20 protein-coding genes are annotated in these 20,956 nt (G+C 75.4%); 12 read left to right on the top strand and 8 right to left on the bottom strand.

The window, feature by feature from the left end; all coding sequences use genetic code 11:
• Positions 1-190: 190 nt before the first annotated feature.
• Positions 191-1,654, bottom strand: a complete 1,464-nt coding sequence (locus ACFWPI_RS37885; RefSeq protein ID WP_380378759.1) for a lytic transglycosylase domain-containing protein — start codon at positions 1,652-1,654, stop codon at positions 191-193.
• Between the two features lie 673 nt (positions 1,655-2,327).
• Here ACFWPI_RS37885 and ACFWPI_RS37880 point away from each other — a divergent pair.
• On the top strand, positions 2,328-2,711 hold the full coding sequence (locus tag ACFWPI_RS37880; RefSeq protein ID WP_380378761.1) for a hypothetical protein: 384 nt from the start codon (positions 2,328-2,330) through the stop codon (positions 2,709-2,711).
• A 33-nt stretch (positions 2,712-2,744) separates the two neighbouring features.
• Positions 2,745-3,020, top strand: coding sequence for a hypothetical protein (locus tag ACFWPI_RS37875; protein ID WP_380378763.1), 276 nt, complete (start codon positions 2,745-2,747; stop codon positions 3,018-3,020).
• A gap of 61 nt (positions 3,021-3,081) precedes the next feature.
• Here ACFWPI_RS37875 and ACFWPI_RS37870 read toward each other — a convergent pair whose 3' ends face one another.
• From ACFWPI_RS37870 to ACFWPI_RS37860, 3 genes are all read right to left on the bottom strand, one after another.
• Positions 3,082-4,716: an alpha/beta hydrolase gene (locus tag ACFWPI_RS37870; RefSeq protein WP_380378764.1), complete on the bottom strand. Its 1,635-nt coding sequence runs from the start codon at positions 4,714-4,716 to the stop codon at positions 3,082-3,084.
• Positions 4,717-4,872: 156 nt separating this feature from the next.
• Positions 4,873-5,514, bottom strand: a complete 642-nt coding sequence (locus ACFWPI_RS37865) for an NAD(P)-dependent oxidoreductase (RefSeq protein WP_380378766.1) — start codon at positions 5,512-5,514, stop codon at positions 4,873-4,875.
• An 88-nt stretch (positions 5,515-5,602) separates the two neighbouring features.
• On the bottom strand, positions 5,603-6,532 hold the full coding sequence (locus ACFWPI_RS37860) for an EamA family transporter (protein WP_380378767.1): 930 nt from the start codon (positions 6,530-6,532) through the stop codon (positions 5,603-5,605).
• A 129-nt stretch (positions 6,533-6,661) separates the two neighbouring features.
• On the opposite strand from ACFWPI_RS37860, the gene ACFWPI_RS37855 reads away from it, so the two are divergent.
• Positions 6,662-7,147, top strand: coding sequence for a MarR family winged helix-turn-helix transcriptional regulator (locus tag ACFWPI_RS37855; protein WP_380378768.1), 486 nt, complete (start codon positions 6,662-6,664; stop codon positions 7,145-7,147).
• A gap of 39 nt (positions 7,148-7,186) precedes the next feature.
• Here ACFWPI_RS37855 and ACFWPI_RS37850 read toward each other — a convergent pair whose 3' ends face one another.
• Entirely contained in the window at positions 7,187-8,056 is an 870-nt protein-coding gene (locus tag ACFWPI_RS37850; RefSeq protein WP_380378769.1) for an L-histidine N(alpha)-methyltransferase, read from the bottom strand.
• Here ACFWPI_RS37850 and ACFWPI_RS37845 point away from each other — a divergent pair.
• From ACFWPI_RS37845 to ACFWPI_RS37825, 5 genes are all read left to right on the top strand, one after another.
• Positions 8,055-9,605, top strand: coding sequence for a PLP-dependent aminotransferase family protein (locus ACFWPI_RS37845; RefSeq protein ID WP_380378771.1), 1,551 nt, complete (start codon positions 8,055-8,057; stop codon positions 9,603-9,605). The genes ACFWPI_RS37850 and ACFWPI_RS37845 overlap by 2 nt on opposite strands.
• Before the next feature lie 173 nt (positions 9,606-9,778).
• On the top strand, positions 9,779-10,993 hold the full coding sequence (locus ACFWPI_RS37840; protein WP_380378772.1) for a glycoside hydrolase family 3 N-terminal domain-containing protein: 1,215 nt from the start codon (positions 9,779-9,781) through the stop codon (positions 10,991-10,993).
• Positions 10,994-11,313: 320 nt separating this feature from the next.
• Positions 11,314-11,796 (top strand): hypothetical protein, encoded by a 483-nt coding sequence (locus ACFWPI_RS37835; protein ID WP_380378774.1) that lies wholly within the window; start codon positions 11,314-11,316, stop codon positions 11,794-11,796.
• A gap of 257 nt (positions 11,797-12,053) precedes the next feature.
• Entirely contained in the window at positions 12,054-12,398 is a 345-nt protein-coding gene (locus tag ACFWPI_RS37830) for a helix-turn-helix transcriptional regulator (protein WP_063350638.1), read from the top strand.
• A gap of 134 nt (positions 12,399-12,532) precedes the next feature.
• Positions 12,533-12,676, top strand: coding sequence for a DUF6126 family protein (locus ACFWPI_RS37825; protein WP_159398578.1), 144 nt, complete (start codon positions 12,533-12,535; stop codon positions 12,674-12,676).
• Between the two features lie 43 nt (positions 12,677-12,719).
• Here the strand turns inward: ACFWPI_RS37825 and ACFWPI_RS37820 are convergent, their stop codons facing one another.
• Positions 12,720-15,230, bottom strand: coding sequence for a cytochrome P450 (locus ACFWPI_RS37820; RefSeq protein ID WP_380378776.1), 2,511 nt, complete (start codon positions 15,228-15,230; stop codon positions 12,720-12,722).
• 340 nt (positions 15,231-15,570) lie between these two features.
• Between ACFWPI_RS37820 and ACFWPI_RS37815 the strand changes: the two genes are divergently transcribed.
• From ACFWPI_RS37815 to galE, 4 genes are all read left to right on the top strand, one after another.
• Positions 15,571-16,308 (top strand): sigma 54 modulation/S30EA ribosomal C-terminal domain-containing protein, encoded by a 738-nt coding sequence (locus tag ACFWPI_RS37815; protein ID WP_380378777.1) that lies wholly within the window; start codon positions 15,571-15,573, stop codon positions 16,306-16,308.
• Positions 16,309-16,399: 91 nt separating this feature from the next.
• A complete protein-coding gene (locus ACFWPI_RS37810; RefSeq protein ID WP_380378779.1) occupies positions 16,400-16,831 on the top strand; it encodes a hypothetical protein in 432 nt (143 codons plus the stop codon).
• Positions 16,832-17,740: 909 nt separating this feature from the next.
• Entirely contained in the window at positions 17,741-18,418 is a 678-nt protein-coding gene (locus tag ACFWPI_RS37805; RefSeq protein ID WP_380381096.1) for a hypothetical protein, read from the top strand.
• Between the two features lie 104 nt (positions 18,419-18,522).
• Complete coding sequence (gene galE / locus ACFWPI_RS37800) at positions 18,523-19,539, top strand: UDP-glucose 4-epimerase GalE (RefSeq protein WP_380381098.1); 1,017 nt, start codon at positions 18,523-18,525, stop codon at positions 19,537-19,539.
• A 37-nt stretch (positions 19,540-19,576) separates the two neighbouring features.
• On the opposite strand, the gene ACFWPI_RS37795 is transcribed toward galE, so the two are convergent.
• Together ACFWPI_RS37795 and ACFWPI_RS37790 are read right to left on the bottom strand one after the other, a co-directional pair.
• Positions 19,577-20,281, bottom strand: a complete 705-nt coding sequence (locus ACFWPI_RS37795) for a lytic transglycosylase domain-containing protein (protein WP_380381120.1) — start codon at positions 20,279-20,281, stop codon at positions 19,577-19,579.
• 84 nt (positions 20,282-20,365) lie between these two features.
• A complete protein-coding gene (locus ACFWPI_RS37790) occupies positions 20,366-20,572 on the bottom strand; it encodes an antitoxin (RefSeq protein ID WP_063350645.1) in 207 nt (68 codons plus the stop codon).
• Positions 20,573-20,956 lie beyond the last annotated feature (384 nt).

Genomic DNA, 20,956 nt, shown 5'->3' with positions numbered 1-20,956 from the left:
GGCGGTGGACAGACCGATGGTGGCGGGGCGGGCGGCGGGGGGGCGGGCGCGGGGGGGGGGCGGGGGCCGGCGCGGGGTGGTATCGGGGGTGGGGCTCGGTCTGGGTCTCGTTCGCGGGTGGTTTGGGGGGGGGGGGGGGAACGCGGAGGGCCCGCACCTGGGGTGCGGGCCGTCGGCGGATGAGGCGGTGTCAGCGGGTCGGCGGGGCGGCCGAGGGGGAGAGGCCCGCGCTGGGGGTCGTGCTCGGGGCGGCGGAGGAGGGGGTGCCGCCCGGGGTGGGGGTGCCGCCGGGGGTCGGCGTCGCCGTGGCGCATCCGGGGGTGGCCGGGGTGCCGGTCGGCGTTCCGGTCGGGGTGGCCGTCGGGGACGGGCTGCCCGTCGGGGTGGTCGTGGCCGTGGCCGTCGGGCTCGGGCAGCCGGTGGGCGTTCCGGTCGGCGTCGTGGTCGGCGTCGTGGTGGGGGTGCCGGTCGGCGTTCCGGTCGGCGTTCCGGACGGGGTGCCCGACGGAGTGGTCGACGGCGTGCCGGACGGCGTGGCCGGCGGGGTCGACGGCGGCGTGCTGCTGGGCGTGCCCGTCGGGGTGGTGCTCGGATCCGTCGTCGGCTGCGCGGAGGACGACTGCGTCGGGGCCGGCGAGGTCGGCTGCGCGCTCGGTGAGGGCTGCCCGCCCGGGGTCGGGGTGGTCGCGGGGGCGCTTGGCGTCCCGGCGGTGGCGCCCGGCGTCGTCCCGGTCGGGGGCAGCAGCGGCACGAGCGGCAGGAGCGGGGAGGGCAGCGAGGCCGGCGGGGTCGAGGAGGCCGGGCGGTTCGGCACGGTGGTGACGGTGCCGCTGCCGTAGTGCGCCATCCAGTTGCGGACCGTCCGCAGGTACTCGCCCGAGTTGTTGTAGCTGAGGATCGCCCGGTCGAGCTGCGCCGGGTCGGCGAGGTCGCGCCCGCCCGCGCACAGGTAGCGGGCGGCGCTCTCGGCGGCGTCGAAGATGTTGTTCGGGTCGGCCTTGCCGTCGCCGTTGGCGTCCGTGCCCCAGGTCGCCCAGGTGGAGGGGATGAACTGCATCGGTCCGACGGCGCGGTCCCAGCGCGCGTCGCCGTCGTAGCGCCCGCCGTCGCTGTCGGGTATCGCGGCGAAGCCGTTGCCGTCCAGGGCCGGTCCGAGGATCGGGGTGAGGGTCGTCCCCGCCGCGTCCACCTGGCCGCCGTTGGCCTGGCCGGACTCGACCTGGCCGATCGCGGCCAGCAGTTGCCACGGCAGGTGGCAGCCGGGCGAGCGCTGCGCGGCCGAGGCCTCGGCCTGGCGGTAGGCGGCGAGCACGGTCGCGGGCAGGGCCGGGCCGGTGGCGGCGAAGGGGCCGGCGGTGGGCGCGCCGGGCACCGTGCCGGGCGGCTGCGGCAGTTGGACGGTGCCGCCGCCGTCGGCCGGGAGGCCGGTGCCGAAGGTGCTGCCGGCGCCGGCGGTCGGGCCGCCACCGGCCGGTGAGCCGGCGGTGTCCGGCGCCGTCACGGCGTCGGCGGCCGCGACCGGGGCGAGCCCGAAGCCCGTCACCTGGGAGCCCGTCAGCGCGGCGAGTGCGGTGAAGGCCGCAGCCGTCCCCGTGACCCGCTTGCCGAGCCGCAGCCCGCGCCCGCCCTGCACCTTGCCGAACCTCGCCGTCATACCGTGCCCCTCCCCGTAGCCGTCCCGGCCCTCCCGGAACGGATGAACCGCCGTCATCGTGCCTGCCGCCGGCCGGCGGCTCCCACAGTCGCAACGATTAGTATCACGACGATCTGACGCGACAGGGGTGGCCGGAGGTTGCCCCGGCCCGGCACCGGCGTCACAAGCCGCACGTCACCAGGGGCGGGGGAACTGTCGCTCGGGCTCGGGTCGGGGCCGGATCCGCGCCGCGGCCGGGCGGGCCGACGGCCCTGCCGGGTAAGCGAGTTGGCGTGCGCGCGCGTCCCCCGCAGGTTCCGTCCGCCGACCCGGTGGCGGCGCCGGAGGGGTGTCCGGGTCGGGTGTCGGCGGCATCTCCCTTTTCTGCCAAGGGAGTTGACCGGGGGCGTGCCGGTGGTGGGCCGGGCGTGCAGGGGCCCGGACCGGCGGTCCGGGGCGCGGGGGTGGTGCGTGCGCGTCGTTCCGGGCTCCCCGGCGGCGCCCGCCGTCGACCCTCCTGACCTGCGTGGATGCCTGCCGTCGGGCGGGCGTTTCCCTACCAGGGCGGGCGTGCGGACGCCAGGGGGCGGCCCCAACTCGCCCCTGGACGGGTGACGTTCTGGTGAAAAGGGCATGCCAGGAATCTCCGCCCGGCATGCTGTGCCCCGTGACCATGCGGATGGAGGCCCGGACTGTGAGCGCGAACCTGCCCGAGACCGTCGCCGAGGGAGCGGTCGTCCTGCCGGCCCCCCCTCGGGTGGTCGACGACCTGGCCCGCGACCTGACCCAGGCCGCGGCCGCCGTCCGGGCGGTCTCGCGGGTCGCCCGCAGCGGTGGGGACCTCGCCGTCGCCGCGTACACCGCCGTGGTGTGCACCGGGCGTTCGGCCGCCCGCGTACTGGAGGAGGCCGCCGCCTGGTGCCGGCAGGCCCCCGGGGCCGAGGTGCACTCGCTGGCCTGGGCCCGGGTGCCGGGGCACCGCGAGGACGTGGACGAGTACCGCGTCACCCTCGCCGTCAGCTTCCCCGACGACGAGACCGGCGAGCACCTCGGCGACACCCATCGCGCCCGCCGGTGAGGAAGCCGGTGAGGAATCCGTAGGATGATCCCCATGGGTGATGGGGACACGAAGCAGCTGACGGGCGACCAGTCGCAGGACACGACGGGCGACGGCCCACGAGAGCTCTCGCGGGCCGCCGCCGTGGCCGTCACGGTGCTCGCCGCCCTCTGCGGCGCCGTCGTCCTGCTGGCCGTCTTCCACTGGCTGGGCTGGAGCGTCCCCTGGGTCGGCTGGATCGTCGCCAAGGCCGGTATCAAGCTCGCCGTCGGGGGCTTCGCCGGGCTCGCCGCCGCCTTCGCCTGGCTCCGGTCGAGGCTGAGGGCCTGACCGCCGCCGTACGGACCCTGAGACCCTGGGGCCAGCCCGCCGGACGAGGTCGCGCCCGGGGTCAACCCGCCTGCGGGGTGGGGCAGACGAGGTCGTGCTGGGGGGCGCGGTCGTCGAGCAGGTAGCTCTCGACGACGTTGGTGACGCAGGAGTTGGCGGTGGGGTACTGGCCGTGGTCGCCGCTCCCGGTGACGGTCACCAGCTTGGAGCCGCGCAGCGCGCGGTGCGCGCCGAGCGCCGCCTCGTAGTACGTCGCCGGGTCGTGCACCGAGTTGAGCATCAGCACCGTCGGCAGGTGGGCGCCGGTCACCTTGACCTTGGGGGCGGGCGCGGTCGGCCAGGCCGCGCAGACCGCGCTGAAGGCCAGCGTGCGGGCGCCCACCAGCGGGTAGCGCGCGGTGTTCTCCGCGCCGTGCTGGACCCAGGTGTCCATGTCCTTGGTCCACGGGGTGTCGTTGCAGGTCACCGAGAAGTACTCGGCGAGGAACTCCGGGCTGAGGTACTGGCCGAACAGCCGCCCGGCCATCGCCTTGGCCGCGGGGTCGGCCCCCTGCCAGTCGTCGACGGCGGTCAGGGCCTGGGCGAGGAAGGGGAAGGTGTCCCGCTCGTAGATCGCGCTGATCGCGCCGTTGTCCAACTGGTTCGGGCCGATCGTCAGGGAGCCGTCGGTGATGGGCCGGTCGTGCAGCGCGGCGCGCCGCTGCTCCCAGTGCGCCTGCACCTCCTCGGGGGTGGAGCCCCAGTGGTAGGTGGCGTCGCGGGCCGCCAGCCACGGCACGAAGTCCTCGTCGAAGCGGCGCTGGAAGCTCATCGGCTGGCCCAGTTCGAACTTCTCCCAGGTGCCGTCGAAGCCGATGTTGCTGTCCAGGACCATCCGCTCGACGCGGTGCGGGAAGAGCGTCCCGTAGTAGGCCCCGATCATCGAGGCGTAGGACGGGCCGAAGTAGCTGAGCTTCTGCTCGCCGAGCAGGCCGCGGAACAGGTCGATGTCGTGGGCGGTCTGCTCGGTGTTCAGGTAGGGCAGCAGGTCGCCCGTGCGCTCCTGGCAACTGGCGGCCAGTTTCTTGGAGTTGGCGACCACCCGGTCGATCGCCGCCGGGGACTGGTCGCGGAAGTCGCCGGCCAGGAAGTCCTGGAACTCCTCCGGCGTCTGGCACACGGCCCGGGTGCTCTCGCCGACCCCGCGCTGGTCGAAGCCCACGATGTCGTACGCGGCGCCGACGGCCGGGGCGGCGGTGGCCAGGTTCGCCGGGCGCAGCAGGCCCGACGCGCCGGGGCCGCCGGCGGCCATCAGCAGCGTGCCCTTGCGCTTGGCCGGGTCGCCGGCGCGGTGCCGGGAGACGGCGATCGTCACGTCGGCGCCGGCGTCGGCGTGGTGCCAGTCGCGCGGGGCGGTCATGGTGGCGCAGTCCAGCGCCGGCTGCTTGGCGCAGGTCTGCCAGGCGAGGGTCTGGTGGGTGTAGCGGGCGGGGGCGACCTCGGCGTCGCCCGGGTTCCGGCCGGCGTCCGGGGCGGCGCTGGCGGTGGCCGGCACGGCGAGGCCGGCCAGGACGGCGGCGGCGACGGCCACGGCGGCGCGCCGGGTGCGGGAGGCGGGGGCGCCGGCCGCCGGGGTGTGCGAGGCGGTGGTGTTCGGCGCGGTGGTGCTCGGCGTGATGGTGTGCGAGGCCGTGGTGTTCGATGCGTTGGTGTTCACGGGAATGATCCTGTCCGAGCCCGCCCTGACGGTCGATCATGCGGGGTTCCGTGTCCGGGGTGGTGCTGGGTACACCCCGGACGCGGAGGATCGCCCCAGGGCGTGTTTCATCATTCGCGGCGCGCGCCCGGCGGGAATGATGAAACACGCCCCAGGTCAGTAGGCGGCGGTGAAGCGGGTGCGGCGGTGTGCGGGCTGCTCGGCCTCGTCGAGCAGGGCGACGGCGAGGTCCTCCATGGAGATCACCGAGGCGCCCTCGGCGTCCACCAGCAGTTCGTCCCGTCCGAGCCGGAAGCGGCCGGTGCGCTCGCCGGGTTCGAGCAGGGCGGCGGGGCTCAGGTAGGTCCAGTCGACGTCCGGGTCGGCGCCGCGGTAGAGGTCGAGCTGCTCGCGGCAGGCCCGGGCGATCGGCCGGAGCTCGGCGGGGAAGCCGGGGTCGTCGGCGAGAGCCGTCCCGCCGCGGCCGGGGAGGGTGAGGCTGCCCGCGCCGCCGACGGCCATCAGGCGCACGCCCGTTCCGGCGAGACCGGCCAGCAGGCCCCGGGTGGCGGCGGACAGCTCGTGCTCGCTGCCGGGCGCCGGGCGGGTGGCGGTGATCACCAGGTCCTGCCCGGCGGCGAGGCGGGCGACGTCCTCGGGGTTGCGGGCGTCGCCGACACCGAGGGCGACGGCGGCCGGCAGGCCGTGCGGTTTGGCGGGGTCGCGCAGGACGGCGGTGATCCGGTGGTGGCGGGCGAGCGCCTCGGTCACCACCCGGCTGCCGACGTTGCCGGTGGCGCCGAACACGGTGATGTGCATGGAGGTTCTCCTGGTGCGGTGGGTGCCAGCGGCTGCTGGCCGGGGATCGGGGCGTGCGGAGGGGAGTTCGGCGGGGAGCGGGACGGGGTCAGGCGTTCTCGCGGACGGGCGGCGCGGCGGCCGGCGCGGTGGGTACGGCGGGCGCGGAGGCCGCGGTGGTGCTGGGGAGTCGCCGGGTCTGGGCCGCGATCAGCGAGCCGAGGACGATCAGTGCGCCGAGCGCCTGGAGCGGGCTGAGGTCCTGCCCGAGGGCCAGCCAGCCGATCGCGGTGGCGACCACCGGGCTGAGCAGCGAGAGGAAGGAGACCGAGGTCGGCGGCAGTGCCCGGATCCCGCGGAACCAGAGCGCGTACGTGAGCGCCGCGCCGATCAGACTGAGGTAGCCGTAGCCGAGCAGGTTGCCGCCGGTGAGGTGGGACGGCGGGGCGCCCTCGACGAACAGCGCGACCGGTACCAGCAGCAGTCCGCCGGCGGTGAGCTGCCAGCCGGTGGTGGCGAGCAGCGGGGCGGGGGAGACCCAGCGCTTGGAGAGGACGACGCCGGTGGCCATGACGACCGCGCCGGCGAGCGCGGCGGCCACGCCGACGGCGTCCAGCTGGGCGTTGGCCCGCAGGACCAGCAGGCTGACGCCCGCGATCCCCGCGATGCCGCAGATCACCGTGCGCGGTGTGAGCCGGTCGCCGAGCAGCGCGGCCGAGAGTCCGGCGGTGATCAGCGGCTGGACGGCACCGACGGTGGCGGCGACCCCGCCGGGGAGGCGGTAGGCGGCGATGAAGAGGAGGGCGAGGAAGGCGCCGATGTTCAGCGCGCCGAGGACCGGTGCGCGCCACCACCAGCTGCCCTTCGGCAGCCGGCGGGTGACGGCGATCAGCAGCAGTCCTGCGGGCAGGGCCCGGAGGACGGCCGCGAGGAGTGGACGGTGGGGCGGGAGCAGTTCGGTGGTGACGATGTACGTCGACCCCCAGACGGCGGGGGCTATCGCCGTCACCAGCACGATTCCGAGGCGATTTCTTAGCACTAAGCAAATGTATCTCAGCGCTAAGGCATCTCTCGCCGCTTTGACGGGGTGACGTGGCTCACAGTTACCTCATCGCTAAGGAATCGCGGCGGAATCCCCTACCCTGAACCTGTGGCAGATGCAGATCATGTGGACCGAGTAGTCGCGCAGTGGGCCGCCGAGCGCCCCGACCTGGACGTCTCCCCGATGGAGGTGATCGGCCGACTCAAGCGCCTCTACCGCCTGATGGACGCGGAGCTCAACCGGACCTTCGGCGAACACGGCCTGGACGCCGCCTCCTTCGACGTCCTCGCCACCCTCAAGCGCAGCGGCCCGCCCTACCGCCTCACCCCCACCGGACTGATGCAGTCCGCCATGGTCACCTCCGGCGCCATCACCCAGCGCCTCGACCGTCTGGAGGCCCGCGGCCTGGTCACCCGCACCCAGAGTGACCAGGACGGCCGCAGCCGCGTGGTCGGGCTCACTCCCGAGGGCCACGCCCTGATCGACCGCGCCCTCCCCGACCACCTCGCCACCGAGCGGCTCCTCCTCGCCGGCCTCGACGCCCCCCGGACCGCCGCGCTCGTCGACGCCATGCGCACCCTCCTGGCCGCCCTCGGCGACAGCCCGGAGTGAGCGGGCGGGCAGGCGGGCGGACCTCCCCGCCCGACCGGCCTACGGGTTGACCGCCACCGCCTTGAAGAAGGTGTAGTGGAACGTCCCGCCCGGCTCGGCCGTGCGGCGCAGTTCGGCGATGCCGCGGTCGAAGGCGTCGGGGGTGGTCAGCCCGGCGGCCAGCGCCTCGGTGCGGACGGCCTCGACCATCGCGACGAAGGTGCGCCGGGTGAAGCCCTCGACCAGGGCGGGGCGGGCGCCGTCGGCGTGGACGGTGCGGGGGCGGACGACCACGTCCCGGAAGCCGGCCTCCGTCATGAGCGGGTACAGGCGGCGCCCGAGCAGGGCGTCGCCGCCCGCCGCCGCCTGGAGCTGCACCAGCAGGTCGACCGCGTCGCGGGCCGCCGGGCCCTGCGGGTGGAAGAAGGCCGAGCCGTGGTCGCCCTCGATCACCGTGATCGTGCCGCCCGGCCGCAGCACCCGCCGCAGCGCGGTCAACGCGGCCACCGGATCGGCCAGGTGCTCCAGCACGAAGCACACGAAGACGTGGTCGAACGCGCCGTCCGGGAAGGGGAGTCGGTGCAGGTCGCCGTGGTGCCAGGTGACCCGCGCGGTGGGCGCCTCGGCCGCCACCCGGGCCCGGGCCTGCGCCAGCGACTCCGCCGAGACGTCCACCGCCGTCAGCAGCACGCCGGGACTGGCGGCCAGCAGGTGCGCGGTCTGCGCCCCCACCCCGCAGCCGGCCTCCAGCACCCGGCTGCCCGCCGGGTACGCGGTGCCCGCGTGCAGCAGCTCGGCGAGGGTGTCCGCCTGGTCGCCGAGCCGTTGCGCCTCGGTCTCCGAGTAGCCGTGGACGTAGCCGGGGGCGTAGTTGTGGCCGGGGCCTTCGGCGTCCTGCCGGTCGTTCAGTGGTGCCGTTTCCGTGGTCATGGCCCCACCCTCACGCCACAATGGCCCGGTGAACAGGTCCAAAGAAGCACCGGACGGCAGGTCCAAACAGGCGGACCCGGGCGCCGACTTCCTCCAGCTCGACACCGCCGACGCCCCGCCCGGCGGCCTGACCGGCTGGCTCGCCCGCCGACTGCGCGAGGCCATCGCCGACGGCCGCCTCCCCACGGGCAGCAGGCTGCCCGCCACCCGGGGGCTGGCGGCCGAACTCGGCGTCTCCCGGGGAGTGGTGACCGACGCCTACCGGCGCCTCGCCGAGGAGGGCCAGATCGCCGGCCGGGGCAGGGGCGGCACCGTCGTCGTCGCGGTTCCGGCGCCGCCCGTGCCCCCGTTGTCGGCCGCGCCCTCGTTGTCAGCCACATCCCCGGCCCCGCCGCGCGCCCGGCCGGAGCCCGTCCTGTTCCACGCCGACCCCGACCCCGAGGTGTTCGACCTGCTGCGCGGCACGCCCGCCCGGATCGACCTCACGCCCGGCGTGCCCGACCTCGCCGCCTTCCCCCGCACCGCCTGGCTGCGTGCCGAACGCGCCGTCCTCGACGGCCTCGCCGCCGCCGACCTCGGCTACGGCGACGTCCGCGGCACCCCCGCACTGCGCCGGGCCGTCGCCCACTGGCTGGCCCGCAACCGGGGCATCCGCGCCGAACCGGACGAGGTGCTGATCGTCGCCGGGACGGCCCAGGCCCTCGCCCTGCTCGGCCGGGCCCTCGGCCGGATGGGCGTCACCGAGGTCGCCGTCGAGGACCCGGGCTCGCTCGGCGCCCGCCAGCACCTCGCCCACTGGCTCGCCGCGACCCCGCCCGTCCCGGTCGACGCCGAGGGCGTCCGGGTCGACGCGCTGCGCGCCACCGGCGCCCCGGCCGTCCTGCTCACCCCGGCCCACCAGTACCCGACCGGGGTCGTCCTCGGCGGCGAGCGGCGGCGCGAACTGCTGCGCTGGGCGGGCGAGGGCGGCCTGGTCATCGAGGACGACTACGACGCCGAGCACCGCTACGACCGCCCGCCCGTCCCCGCGCTGCGCGCCGCCCTGCCGGAGCAGGTCTGCTACGCGGGCAGCATCTCCAAGCTGCTCGCCCCCGCGCTGCGCACCGGCTGGCTGCTGGTGCCGCCGCGGCTGCGCGAGGCCGTCCTGGAGGCCAAGCGGTTCGCCGACCTGGGCAACCCGGTGCTGCCGCAGCTGGTGCTGGCCCGGCTGATGGAGTCCGGCGAACTCGACCGCCACCTGCGGCTGTTGCGCCACCGCCACCGCCGCCGACGGGACGCGATGATCGCCGCCGTCCACGCCCACCTCCCCGGCGCCACCGTCCACGGCGCGGCGGCCGGCCTGCACCTGATGCTCACCCTGCCAGCCGGGGTCCGCTGCACGGACACCGAACTGGCCACGGCGGCGCTCGCCGAGGGCGTCAAGGTGCAGCCGCTGTCCTGGCATGCGCGCCTGCCGTACCCGCCGGGGCTGGTGCTCGGCTACGCGGCGGGTGCGCCGGGGGAGATCGCGGAGGGGATCGCCGTCCTGGGGCGGTTGCTGCGCCGGTAAGGCTGAGGTCTGAGGGCTGAGGTCTGAGGGCGGTCGGCACCCGGGTCCCCCGTCCGCGCGGGCTCGGGTGTGCTCTTCCGGGGTCCGGGCTATGGTGGCGACGGGCTCGGGTGCCTTGACGGCCTCGGGTGCCTTGACGGGCCGTATCCCGCTGCCGACCTCAGGGAGGCGTGATGGCCGTGCTTCGGCGCACCGTCCAGTTCGGCGCGATGCTGGTGGTGTTGGCGGCCACGCTCGGGCCGGTTCCGGCCGGGTCGGTGTCGGCGTCCGCACCGGCGTCCGCACCAATATCCGTGCGGGCCTCGATACCGGACGTGCCGGGGTCGATACCGGGGCGGGTCAGTGCCCCGGGTGAGGGGACGGTGGTGGCGGAGATGGCCGATCAGGACGCGCGGCAGCTCGCGGGGCGCCGGATCGTACTCTCCTACGCCGGTCCGACACCGCCGCCGGGCGTGCTGCAGACGATTCGGGAGGGGCGGGCGGCCGGGGTCATCCTGTTCGCCGAGAATGTCACGAGCCCGGCGCAACTCGCCGAGGCCGTCGGTCAGTTGCGGCAGGCGGCGGCGCAGTCGCCGGTGCCCGAGGGGCTGTTGCTGATGACCGACCAGGAAGGCGGCAAGGTGCGCCGCCTGCCCGGCGCGCCCGAACTCTCCGCCCGCCGGACCGGATCGGAGCCCGACCCGCTCGGCGCGGCGGGCCGCGCCGGGGTCGGCGCCGCCGGGACGCTCGCGGACGCGGGGCTCAACGTGAACCTCGCGCCGGTGCTGGACGTCTACGACACCCCGGGCAACTTCATCGACCGCCATGAGCGCTCCTACGGTCAGGACCCCGCCGGCGTCGGCGAGCTGGGCAGCGCCTTCCTCGCCGCCCAGCAGGGCCTGGGCGTCGCCGCCACCGCCAAGCACTTCCCCGGGCTGGGCTCGGCAGTCAACGGCGAGAACACCGATGACCGCCCCGTCACCCTGTCCGTGCCGCTGGACGAGCTGCGCACCCGCGGTGAGGAGCCCTACCGGGCGGCCATCGCGGCGGGCGTCCGGCTGGTGATGGCCTCCTGGGCGGTCTACCCGGCGCTCGACCCGGACCGCCCGGCGGGGATGTCGCCCGCCGTGGTCGAGGGCGAGCTGCGCGGCCGCCTGGGCTTCCGGGGCGTCACCGTCACCGACGCCCTGGAGGCCGAGGCCCTCGCCCCGTACGGCGGCCCCGGCGACCGCGCGGTGGCCGCCGCCGAGGCCGGGATGGACCTGATCCTCTGCTCCGCCCGCGACCCTCAGCAGGCCGAGGACGCCACCACGGCCCTCGCCGACGCCCTGGACTCCGGCCGGCTCGACCGCGCCGCCTTCGCGGCCGCCGTCACCCGGGTCGACGCCCTGCGGGCCTCCCTGGACTGAGCCGGCGGCGGCCGACCGGTGGCCCGCCCGTGGGCGCGGACGCCGTCCGGGCCGTCCCCGGGCCGACGCCTGCGAGGCGGGCGACCGGCCCCGCGCCGGGCACCGGGGAGGCCGGCCGTGGCAGGTGCGCGGAGCCCGACCCTCCGGGGTGGGATTACGCCATCAAAGGTCTGGTTTCGGTCTGCTCGGCACTTCGAAGGCGGAATCGCGGTCATGGCATGGGAATCGCATGGCAAAGTCTCTTCATGGCGCATGTGAAATGTCACATGTGCTACCTCACCTGTTCTGATCGTTCCTCGTACCCTCCGAAGGAGGAGGCAATGAACCGCATCACCCGGATCGCCTCGGGCGCGGCCGGCGTCGTCGCCCTGCTCGCGGCGCCGGTGCCGGCGCTCGCCGTGTCGACCAGCGGCGCCGCCGAGACCGCCGCCGAGACCGCCGCCACGGTGACGACCTGCGGCTACAACGGCCTGCAGGCCGGGCTGTCGACCAAGGTCTGCGCCGAGGTCACCGGCGGCAGCGTCGTGCTGTACGGGCAGATCGGCCTGGCCGGTCCGCCCACTCCGGACACCCCGTGGCCGCCGAAGTCGCAGGAGCTGCTCACCCGCCTGTCGGCCGGGGTGGTCGGCGGCGAGTCGCTCGGCTCGGCGAGCGGGCGCGCCGTGTTCACGGCCGCCACCGTGCGGGTCGACGGCGTCAGCGTCACCGTGCCGTGCGGTTCGACCCTCCATGCGACCTTCGCCGTCGAGTCGATCTGGCGGGGGCCGGCCCCGGTCGAGGTGGATGTACCTGTACTCTGCTGACGGAACCTCACCATGACCGCCGAGTCCGGGAGTTGGCAGCGTCCCGGGCTCGGCTTCCGGCGTTCCCGCGCGCCCTCCGGATGTGACGTGGACCACTCGGGGGCGGCCCTGGCGGGCCGGGCGGCCGCCAGCCGACGGCTGGGCGCCCACTGTGACGACTTGAAGAAATCTTCATCTGTGGCGATGATGCTTGCCGGCCGCCGGTGAGGACGCGGCCGCACGCTCACCGAGCCGTACCCGAGGGAGGGACGCGGACCATGCCCGTCCCGCTGTACCAGGCCAAGGCGGAGTTCTTCCGCACCCTCGGCCATCCGGTCCGGATCCGGGTGCTGGAACTGCTCCAGGACGGGCCCCGGCCGGTGCGCGAGCTGCTGGCCGAGATCGAGGTCGAGCCCTCCAACCTCTCCCAGCAGCTCGCGGTGCTGCGCCGTACCCAACTGGTCGCCGCCACTCGCGAGGGCAACACCGTGGTGTACGCGCTCAGCACCCCGGACGTGGCCGAGCTGCTGCGGGCCGCGCGCCGGATCCTGACCGAGCTGATCACCGACCAGGGCGCGCTGCTCACCGAACTGCGCGAGCCCGGCGGCCGGCCGCACCGTTGAGCCCGCCGAGGCCCTCGGGCCGGTCGAGCGTGTCGAGCCCTTCGAGCCCATCGAGCCCGTTGAACCCTTCGAGCCCGTCGGGACCGTTGAACCCGCGCCCGACCCGGCCGGCCGACCCGAGGAGAACCCCCGCCATGAGCGAGAGCACGAGCGACGGCACGCGCGAGGAGAAGCGCCGACGCAAGGCCATGCTCATCCGGGCGGGCATCTACATCTTCGCCACGCACCTGTTCGCCGGCTTCGTGCTGCTGCTGTTCGCGCTCGGCGGCCGCAAGTAGGCACCTCCTGCGTCCTGTCCGGCCAGGACCGGCCGGACAGGGCCTACGTCCGAGGGCTGTCCGTCACGAGGTAGCGGTCGCTGGTGCTGGTCCAGGCCTGGACGCCCTCGATGAGCTCCCGGGTGCCGTCCAGGTACCAGCGCCCGGCCGGGTGGCGGTGGCGCAGGTCGCTGCGCAGCGCGTCGTTCTCCCGCCGCAGCCGGGCGACCCGGGAGCGGACGGCGCCGACGGCCCGGCTGCGGGTGCAGCCGCGGATCCGTTGCAGGGCGAGGACGGTGTTGAAGGCGGCCGCGCTCTGGCGTTCCTCCCGCTCCAGTGAGTACAGGTCGTTGATCAGCGTGGCGGCGTCGGCGGTGTTGGCACGCAGCCGGTGCAGTGCGGGCTCCGCGTGGAGGGCGGCGGGGGCGTCGGCGCCGTGGACCCGTTCCAGTATGTTCATGAACGGGTAGAGACAGCTGCCATGGCGGCGCAGCCGCATGGTCTCGGGCAGGCCGAGGGCGGGGACGGTGCCGTGGGCGCGGTGTTCGGCCTCGGCGGGGAAGGTCTCCAGGCAGGCCTGCCACTCCCGGGCGGCCCGGGCGCGCCAGTTGGGGGACATGCCCTGCGCCTGGCGGCTCCACAGGTCGTGCCAGGCGCGGAGCACGTGGTCGCCGGAGCGCGGCGCCGGGCCCGCGCCGACCGGCGCGGAGGCGCCCGTCCGATCGGCCCCGGTGCGGTACAGGACGTCGATGAGCGGGTCGACGACGTCGCGGGCTTCGACGGGGCGGCGCCCGGGCGGGCCGTCGAAGCGGTCGTCGAGGATGGTGAACCAGCCCAGCATGTCCACCAGCAGATCGAGGTCGGCGCCGTGCGCGCGGGGGAAGGCGTGGCCGATCAACTCGTGCAGGGCGTAGGCCCCGTAGCGGGTCATCTCGGGCGGGGTGAGGAGGTTGCGGCCGACCACCCAGGCGGCGTGCCGGGCCGCGGCGGTGCGCAGTTCGCCGGACCGTTGCGGGAGTTGGGGCGCAGCGGGGGCGGGGGCGGGGATGCTCACCGGGCAGCGGGCCGCCGGCGGGGCCTCGACGGCCGCCCGGTCGTCCCGCGCCCGGTCGTCCCCCGCCCGGCCCTCTCCCACCCGGTCGTCCGGCGGGCTGTCCGGGCGGGGCACCCGGGCGCCGCGCGGGGTCAGCCGCACGCGCAGCCCGTGCGCCTGGACCGTCGTCCACACCACTTCCCGGGCCCGGGCGCCGGGGACGGCCACCGGCCGCCAGCGGCGCAGGATCGCGGCCGCCGCGACCGTCAGCTCGGCCCAGGCGAAGGCCTCCCCGATGCACTTGTGCTTGCCGGCCCCGAACGGGAGGAAGGAGTGCCGCCCGGCCCCGCCGGACTGCCAGCGCTCCGGGCGGAAGCGCAGCGGGTCCGGGTAGCGGTCCGGGTCGCGGTGCAGTGCGGTGAGGCTGTAGAGCAGTTCGGTGCCGGCCGGGATCCGGTACGGGCCGAGGTCCACCGGCACCTGGGCGGTGCGCATCAGGAAGGCGTTGGGCGCGTGCAGCCGCACCACCTCCTGGGTGACGCTGCGGGTGTAGGTGAGCCTGGCCAGCGCCTCGGGGGTGGGGGCGGCTCCGGCGGGCAGGTGCTCGTCGAGTTCGGCGAGCACCTGGGCCTCCACCTCGGGGTGGCGCAGGAGTTCGTCGAGGAGCCAGGTCAGCGTGGTGGAGACGGTCTCGGTGCCCGCGCCGAACATGGTGATCGCCTCGGACCGGACGTCCGCCTCGGTGAGCGGCCGGCCGGTGCCCGGGTCGGTGGCGGCGCGCAGCAGGGCGGGCAGGGTGCCGCCCCGCTCGGCGGATCGGGTGCCCGTCGGCCTGACGGCCTGGTCGACGACCTGGTTGAGCACCCGGACGGCGGCGTCGAAGCGCCGGTTGACCGCCAGCGGCAGCCGGGCGAGCGCCGGGTGCGGGTAGAGGGATTGGACGATCTGGCCCTTCACCAGGTCCGGCAGGGCCTGGTGGAAGGCCAGGGTGGCATCCTCGCTCAGCCGGGCGTCGAACAGCGAGCGGGTGACGATCTCCAGCGCGAGGTGGTTCATCTCCTTGGCCACGTCGAGGACTTGCCCGGGGTGCCAGCGCCTGGCCCGCTCCTCGGTGACCTGGTGCATCACGGCGACGTACTCGGCCATCCGGTCCGGCCCGAAGGCGGGTTGGATGATCCGGCGGCGGTCGCGGTGGGCCTGGCCCTCGGACATCAGCAGGCCGTCGCCGAACGCCGTCTTGAGGGTGTCCTGGACGGCGCCGCGCGGGCAGTCGTAGGCGAGGGCGACGAGCAGGGTGTGGACGAGCGGGGCGTCGGTGACCACGCAGACGGTGCGCGGCCCGAGCCGGATCCGGACGACGCCGCCGTGCCGGGAGAGCGAGCCGAGGAAGCCGAGCGGGTCGCGCAGCAGGGCGGCCGCGTGGCCGAGGCCGGGTACGGCGCCGGGGGCGAGCGGGGGGACGGCCGAGCGGGTGGTGCGGGGTGCGGTGGGTGCGGTTCTCGGGGGGAGGTCCCGTTGCCGCGTCTCGGTCAGCAGGGTCATGTCAGTACCTCTCATCAGAGGAGCCGGTGCGGACGGTACCGGGGGCCCCGACGGGCCGGCCGGGTGGTGGGGGGCCGGCTCGCGCGGATCCGCGCGTGCCCCGGCTGGAGGGGCGCACGTCATGGCAAACGCGCCGGTTCGACGGGCGTTGCGCCGAACGCGGGTGGATCACTCCAACGGTCGATCATCCGCAGTGGCCCCGACCGCCCCGGAACGCGGTGCTGACCTGCGGCGAAGGCCCCACCGGAAAGATCCGGGCCGGGCCCCTCGCGCAGGGTCTTTGGACCCTCGCCGCCCGGCCGCCCGAGGGCCAGCATGGTCCGGGAGAAGGAGGACCCTGATGACCAGTCTGCGCCACCGGCCCGCCCTCGACGTCCGGGTGGAGATCCGCGGCGAGCTGCCGCGCGAGAACGCCGAGTACGCCCGGGCGCAGGCACTGGAGACGGCCGCCGGGCTCGGCCCCGGAACCCGCGCGCTGCGCATCCGGCTCACCCGCGTGCGCGACCGGGCCATGACCCGGCCCGCCCTCGCGCAGGCCCACGTCGACCTGGCCGGCGCCGGTCCGGTCCGGGTGCAACTCGCCGCCGCCACCGCCCGCGAGGCCGTCGACGTCGCCCTGGGCACCCTCGCCGGCCGGGCCGCCCGGCTGCGCGAGCAGGGCGACATCGGATTCGCCGCCGCCCACGAGAGCGCCTACCGCCCGCAGTACGCCGCCCGCCCGCTCGCCGAACGGCGGATCGCCCGGCGCAAGGAGGTCGTCCTCGCCCGCCGCACCCCCGAGCAGGCCACCCGCGAACTGCTCGCGCTGGACCGGCCGTTCCACCTCTTCGCGGACGCCGTGACCGGCCGGGACGCGCTGGTCCACCGCTGCCCGCTCAGCGGCGCGCCCGGGGCGGGCCGGTCCACGGACGCCGACCCGGCGGACCCGCTCGACCTCACCGAGGCGGCCCGGCGGCTCTGGCTGACCGGCGGCCCGTTCGTCTGCTACGCCGACCCCGGCGACGGCCGTGCCCGGGTGCTCTACCGCCGCTACGACGGCCACTACGGCCTGATAACGCCGGTAGCGGAGCCTCGTTGACGGGCAGGAGAACCACCGGGGCGGGCCCACCGGCCCCGATGGCCACGACCGCCACGACCGCCACGACTTCCACGACAGGGGAACCGGGACCATGGACTGCGACGAGGTCATGCTGACCGTCCGGATCACCGCCGCCGAACGCGCGCTGCTGCGGGCCCTCGCCCGCGGCCACGGCGGGGACGTCTCCGAGGTGGTGGTCGACGGCCTGCTGGAGGTCATCCCCGCGCTGCACGACGACGCCTCCGCGCTGCAACTGCGGCGCGTCCTGGCCCGGCCCGCCCCCTGCGCCCTGACCCTCTGGCTGCCCGCCCCGATCGCGGACCTGCTGCCGCTGCTGGGCGAGCGGATCGCGCGGACCGGCGGCCCGTCGAGCGGACCGGCCAGCGCCGCGCTGTCCGCCGCGCTGCGCCTGTGGCTCGCCGGGGACCGGGCGGGGCTGGTCGCCGGGCTGGCCCGGCTGCACGGCGGCTGCGCCGGCGGGCGGGCGGCGGCGCAGGCGGCCCCGGTGCGGGTGGCGGCCTGACCGGTTCCGGTGGCCGGTCGGCGGCCTGGCCGGTTGTTGACGGTGCGTCAGTCATCGGCTCCAGCTGGCATGTCCTGGGCGGGAATTGGCCAGTTCAGGACTCTGGTCAGGGCCCTGTGACACGCCCTAGCATTCCCGTCACGGCCGTCTGAGCCCAGGCCCCGGGACTCCGGCCGGGTGGCCGCCACCACCCCGTTGCCGGGGAGCGCACACCCCCCGAGTGCGCTTCCCGGCACCGTCACGTCCGGGGCAGTCCCCGGGGGGCTCCCGGCCCGCCCCCTCCGGTGTCGTCCGCTCCGCGCGACCCGGCCCGCCGTGTGCGAGCGGCCGAATTCCGCAAGAGGTTTTCGTTATTCCCGTGCGGCCCACCGCTCTCCTGAGTGCCGGAAGGTGCGGGCCCCCGCTCGGCAGGGCGCCCGCACCTCGCACGAGGAGGGGAAACGCGATGGGACGCCGGAGCGCGGAGCCGCGCCCCCCGTAGCGGCAACTCGCCTCCGGCGTCGGCCGGTTCACTTCACGGCGGGTGGCGGCGCGCTGGTGCTCGGGCTCGACGGCCGCTGGTACTACGGTGGTCGGTTAGGGCGTGTCTTGTGGATCAGGTCGGATCAGCGCGCGGCGTCTGGGTGCGTGCATCGTAAGGCGGAGGAGGGAGTCCATGCGGAGCATCGGCGACCGACGACAACGCGGCGAGGTGCGTGCCCAGGCGTCGCGGGCCCGGCCTGATCCACAAGACACGCCCCCGGGGGGAGTTCGAGCAGCCCGAACGGCCGGCCGTGCAACAACCGGCCGCTGCTGAAGGCCTCCTGAGACCGTCCGGCGGCGCCGGGTGCGGGCGCCGCCACCATCCGGTGGCGCCCGCACCCGGCGTCACCGCTCCCTGCCCCTCACCCCTCACGAGGATTGCCCGCCATGCGAACCCGACCCTTCGTCGCCGCCCTCGCCCTCGCCGGTGCGGCCGTGCTGCCCGCCGCCGTGCCGGTCGCCGCCCACGGCGACACCGTCCACCTGGACGTCTCCGGCCAGCGGAACGGCCGCGTCAGCACCGTCGCCACCTGGGAGAACGACCACGACCCGGTCACCGGGGAGTTCACCGGCACGCTGGCCGCGACGGCCACCGACGGTCGCACGGTCGGCCCCTGGCGCCTGGTCGCCGTCCCGGGCGAGCCGGGGACGTACACCACCCGGGAGATCCTCCCGGCCGGGCACTGGCGGGTGAGCGTCGACTGCGCGTTTCCCTCGCCGGGGCACGGCGAGGGTGAACTCGACGTCGAGGCCGCGGTGATCGGCGACCCTCCGCTGCCGGGGGCGACGGGCGCGACGACCGGCGCCCCGGCCCCGATACCCGCGCCCACACCCACTCCCGCGCCCACACCCACTCCCGCGCCCACACCCACTCCCGCGCCCACACCCACCGCCCCGACCGCCCCGCCGGCCGCCGACAGCGCCGCCCGGGCCCGCTCCGCCGCCCGCGACACCCCCTCCGACACCACGCCCGACGCCGCCACCTGGGCCGCGATCGGCACCGCCGTCGCGGCCGTCGTGCTGGTCGCCACCGGCTTCTGGCTCCGCCGCCGCCCCCACCGCTGAGCCCACCGCTGAGCCCGGCGGCGGAACCATCGAGCGCGAACCACCGTCCCAAAGGTCACCGGGCGCCACCGGGCGCCCGGCCGACCGCAAGGGAGCGTCCGCGCATGAAGAAGGTCCTGATCACCGGCGGCGCGGGATTCATCGGCAGTTCGGTGGTGTTCGCCCTCCTCGACCAGGGCATCACCCCGGTCATCCTGGACGACCTGTCCAAGGGCCGGGCCGAGTTCGTCGAGGGCAAGGTGTTCTACCAGGGCGACGTCGCCGATGTGGCCCTGCTCGACCGGATCTTCGCCGAGCACCCGGACATCGACGCCGCCGTGCACTGCGCGGCCAGGATCGTCGTCCCGGACTCGGTGGCCAGGCCGCTGTACTACTACCGGGAGAACGTCGGCAAGACCATCGAACTGCTCGACGCCCTCCAGCGCCACGGCTGCACCCGCGTCGTCTTCAGCAGCTCCGCCTCCATCTACGCGCCCATCCCGGACGCACGGGTCGACGAGAGCAGCCCGGTCGAGGCCAACAGCCCCTACGCGCGCACCAAGCTGATGATGGAGCAGGTGCTCCAGGACTGGACCAGGGGGGAGGGCGCCGAGCGGCAGCGGGTCATCTCCCTGCGCTACTTCAACCCGATCGGCGCCGACCCGCGGCTGCGCAGCGGGCTCCAGGACCTCAATCCCACCCACGCCCTGGGCAAGTTGATCGAGGCGCACACCAACGGCACCCCGTTCACCGTCACCGGCGTCGACTGGGCGACCAGGGACGGCTCCGGCATCCGCGACTACGTCCACGTGCGGGACCTCGCCGAGGCGCACGTCGCGGCGCTGCTCCGCTTCGACGAGGTGATCGCCGAGGGCGCCGAGGACCGCTACCGGGTCATCAACGTCGGCACGGGCGACGGCACCACCGTCCGCGAGCTGATCGCCGCCTTCGAGCAGGCCGTCGGCGCGACGCTCGACGTCCGCGAGGCGGGCCCCCGGCCGGGCGACGTGATCGGCTGCTACGCGGCCGTCGACACCGCCCGCGAACTGCTCGGCTGGCAGCCGCGGCGGGGCATCGCCGAGGGCGTCGCCGACGCGCTGGCCTGGCGCGCGCAGTGGGCCGCCCGCCTCGACGCCAGCTGATACCCAGCGCGGTCTCCCCGGGCCCGGGGAGACCGCGCTACTGGACGGCCGTGCCGGACTTGGCCCAGTTGTCGTGCAGCCGGTCGAGGTAGGACTGCGCCTGGGAGCCCACCTTGACCCCCCGGGCGAAGGCCAGCATGTTGCCCGCGCCGGCGTTGTAGCCGAGGGCGAGGAGCTCGTCGTGGTTCAGCGGCGCGCTCGGCCGTGCCGGGAGCTGCCCGGCCAGGTCGTGCAGGTGCCAGGCGGCCGCCTGGACGGCCAGGTCGCGGTCGTCCGGCAGCTCCTCCCACTGGCGGTCGGCGAAGGGGCGGCCGGGTTTGGTGTCGTCGAAGGCGGCGCGGTGCATGTTGGCGATGCCGAACGAGGCTTCGGGCTTGCCGCGCTGCCAGGCCCGTTCGAGCTCCGGGTCGTGCGGCTTGTACGACTCGTTGTAGAGGATCGCCATCAGCAGCTGCGGGTTGACCCCGGCCTCGGCGGCGTACCGGCGTACCGGGGCCGCGTAGTCGGCGGGGTCGTAGCGGCCGGACGGCTTCGACGGCTTCGACGGCGCGGTCGAGGCGGACGCGGACGGGGCGGACGCGGAAGGCCCGGCACCGTCCGGGGAGGGGGTCGCCGACGGGGAGGCGCCGGACGACGCCGTGGTGGGGTGGTCACCGCCGTGGACGATGCCCCACCCGGCCGCGACGAGTACGCCGACGACCAGCCAGCGCCCCCAGCGCGACCCCTGTTGCCCCTCGCTCATCGCTGCCGACCCCTCCCCGGGTGCCCGTGCCCTTGTTCGACCGTCGTACTGCCGATCGTGCCGGCGACCGTGCCCGGTGGCAGGCTACTCGGCCGGCTTCTGCTCGCCGTCGAGGTTGCGCAGGAAGCCCTTGGCCTTCTCGACGCCGGTGTCGATCTGGCCGCTGTACTTGCCGTCCGTGCGGTCGTCGATCACGTCGCCGACCTTGTCCAGGCCCTGCCCGAGCACGCCGCTGTGCTCGCGGGCGAGGTCGGTGGCCTTGTCCGCGAGGTTCTTCAGACTCTCAAACATGGTGACGCTCTGCTCCTCTGACGCGTTCCTGATGGTGTGCCGACGTGGCGGGGGATCATGACCATCCTAACGACGGCCCACCAGGCGCTCGGCCGCTGCCGAAGGACGGCGGGTGACTTTGCTGGAATGGGTTTGTATGCTCCAGCCCAACTTCTACAGCCATGTAGAAGTTGGGAACCGCCACCAGGACGGAACGCGTCCCGGCACGCACAGCGGCGCGCACGCGCCGCGGCAGCCGAAACGAGCGAGGGAAGTGCGCATGGCCGGCCAGCGGGCGAGAACGCCGTACCAGGACGCGGGACCGCGCACCGAGGACCCCGCCCTGCCCGCGCAGCGCTCGCGCGCGGCCGCCCCGGCGGAGCCCGCCGCCCGCCCGCCACGGCC

Source organism: Kitasatospora sp. NPDC058492, from assembly GCF_042720685.1.
Taxonomy (GTDB): Bacteria; Actinomycetota; Actinomycetes; order Streptomycetales; family Streptomycetaceae; genus Kitasatospora.
Note: the sequence above shows the minus strand (reverse complement) of the source record. Positions and strands in the feature narration are given on the sequence as shown.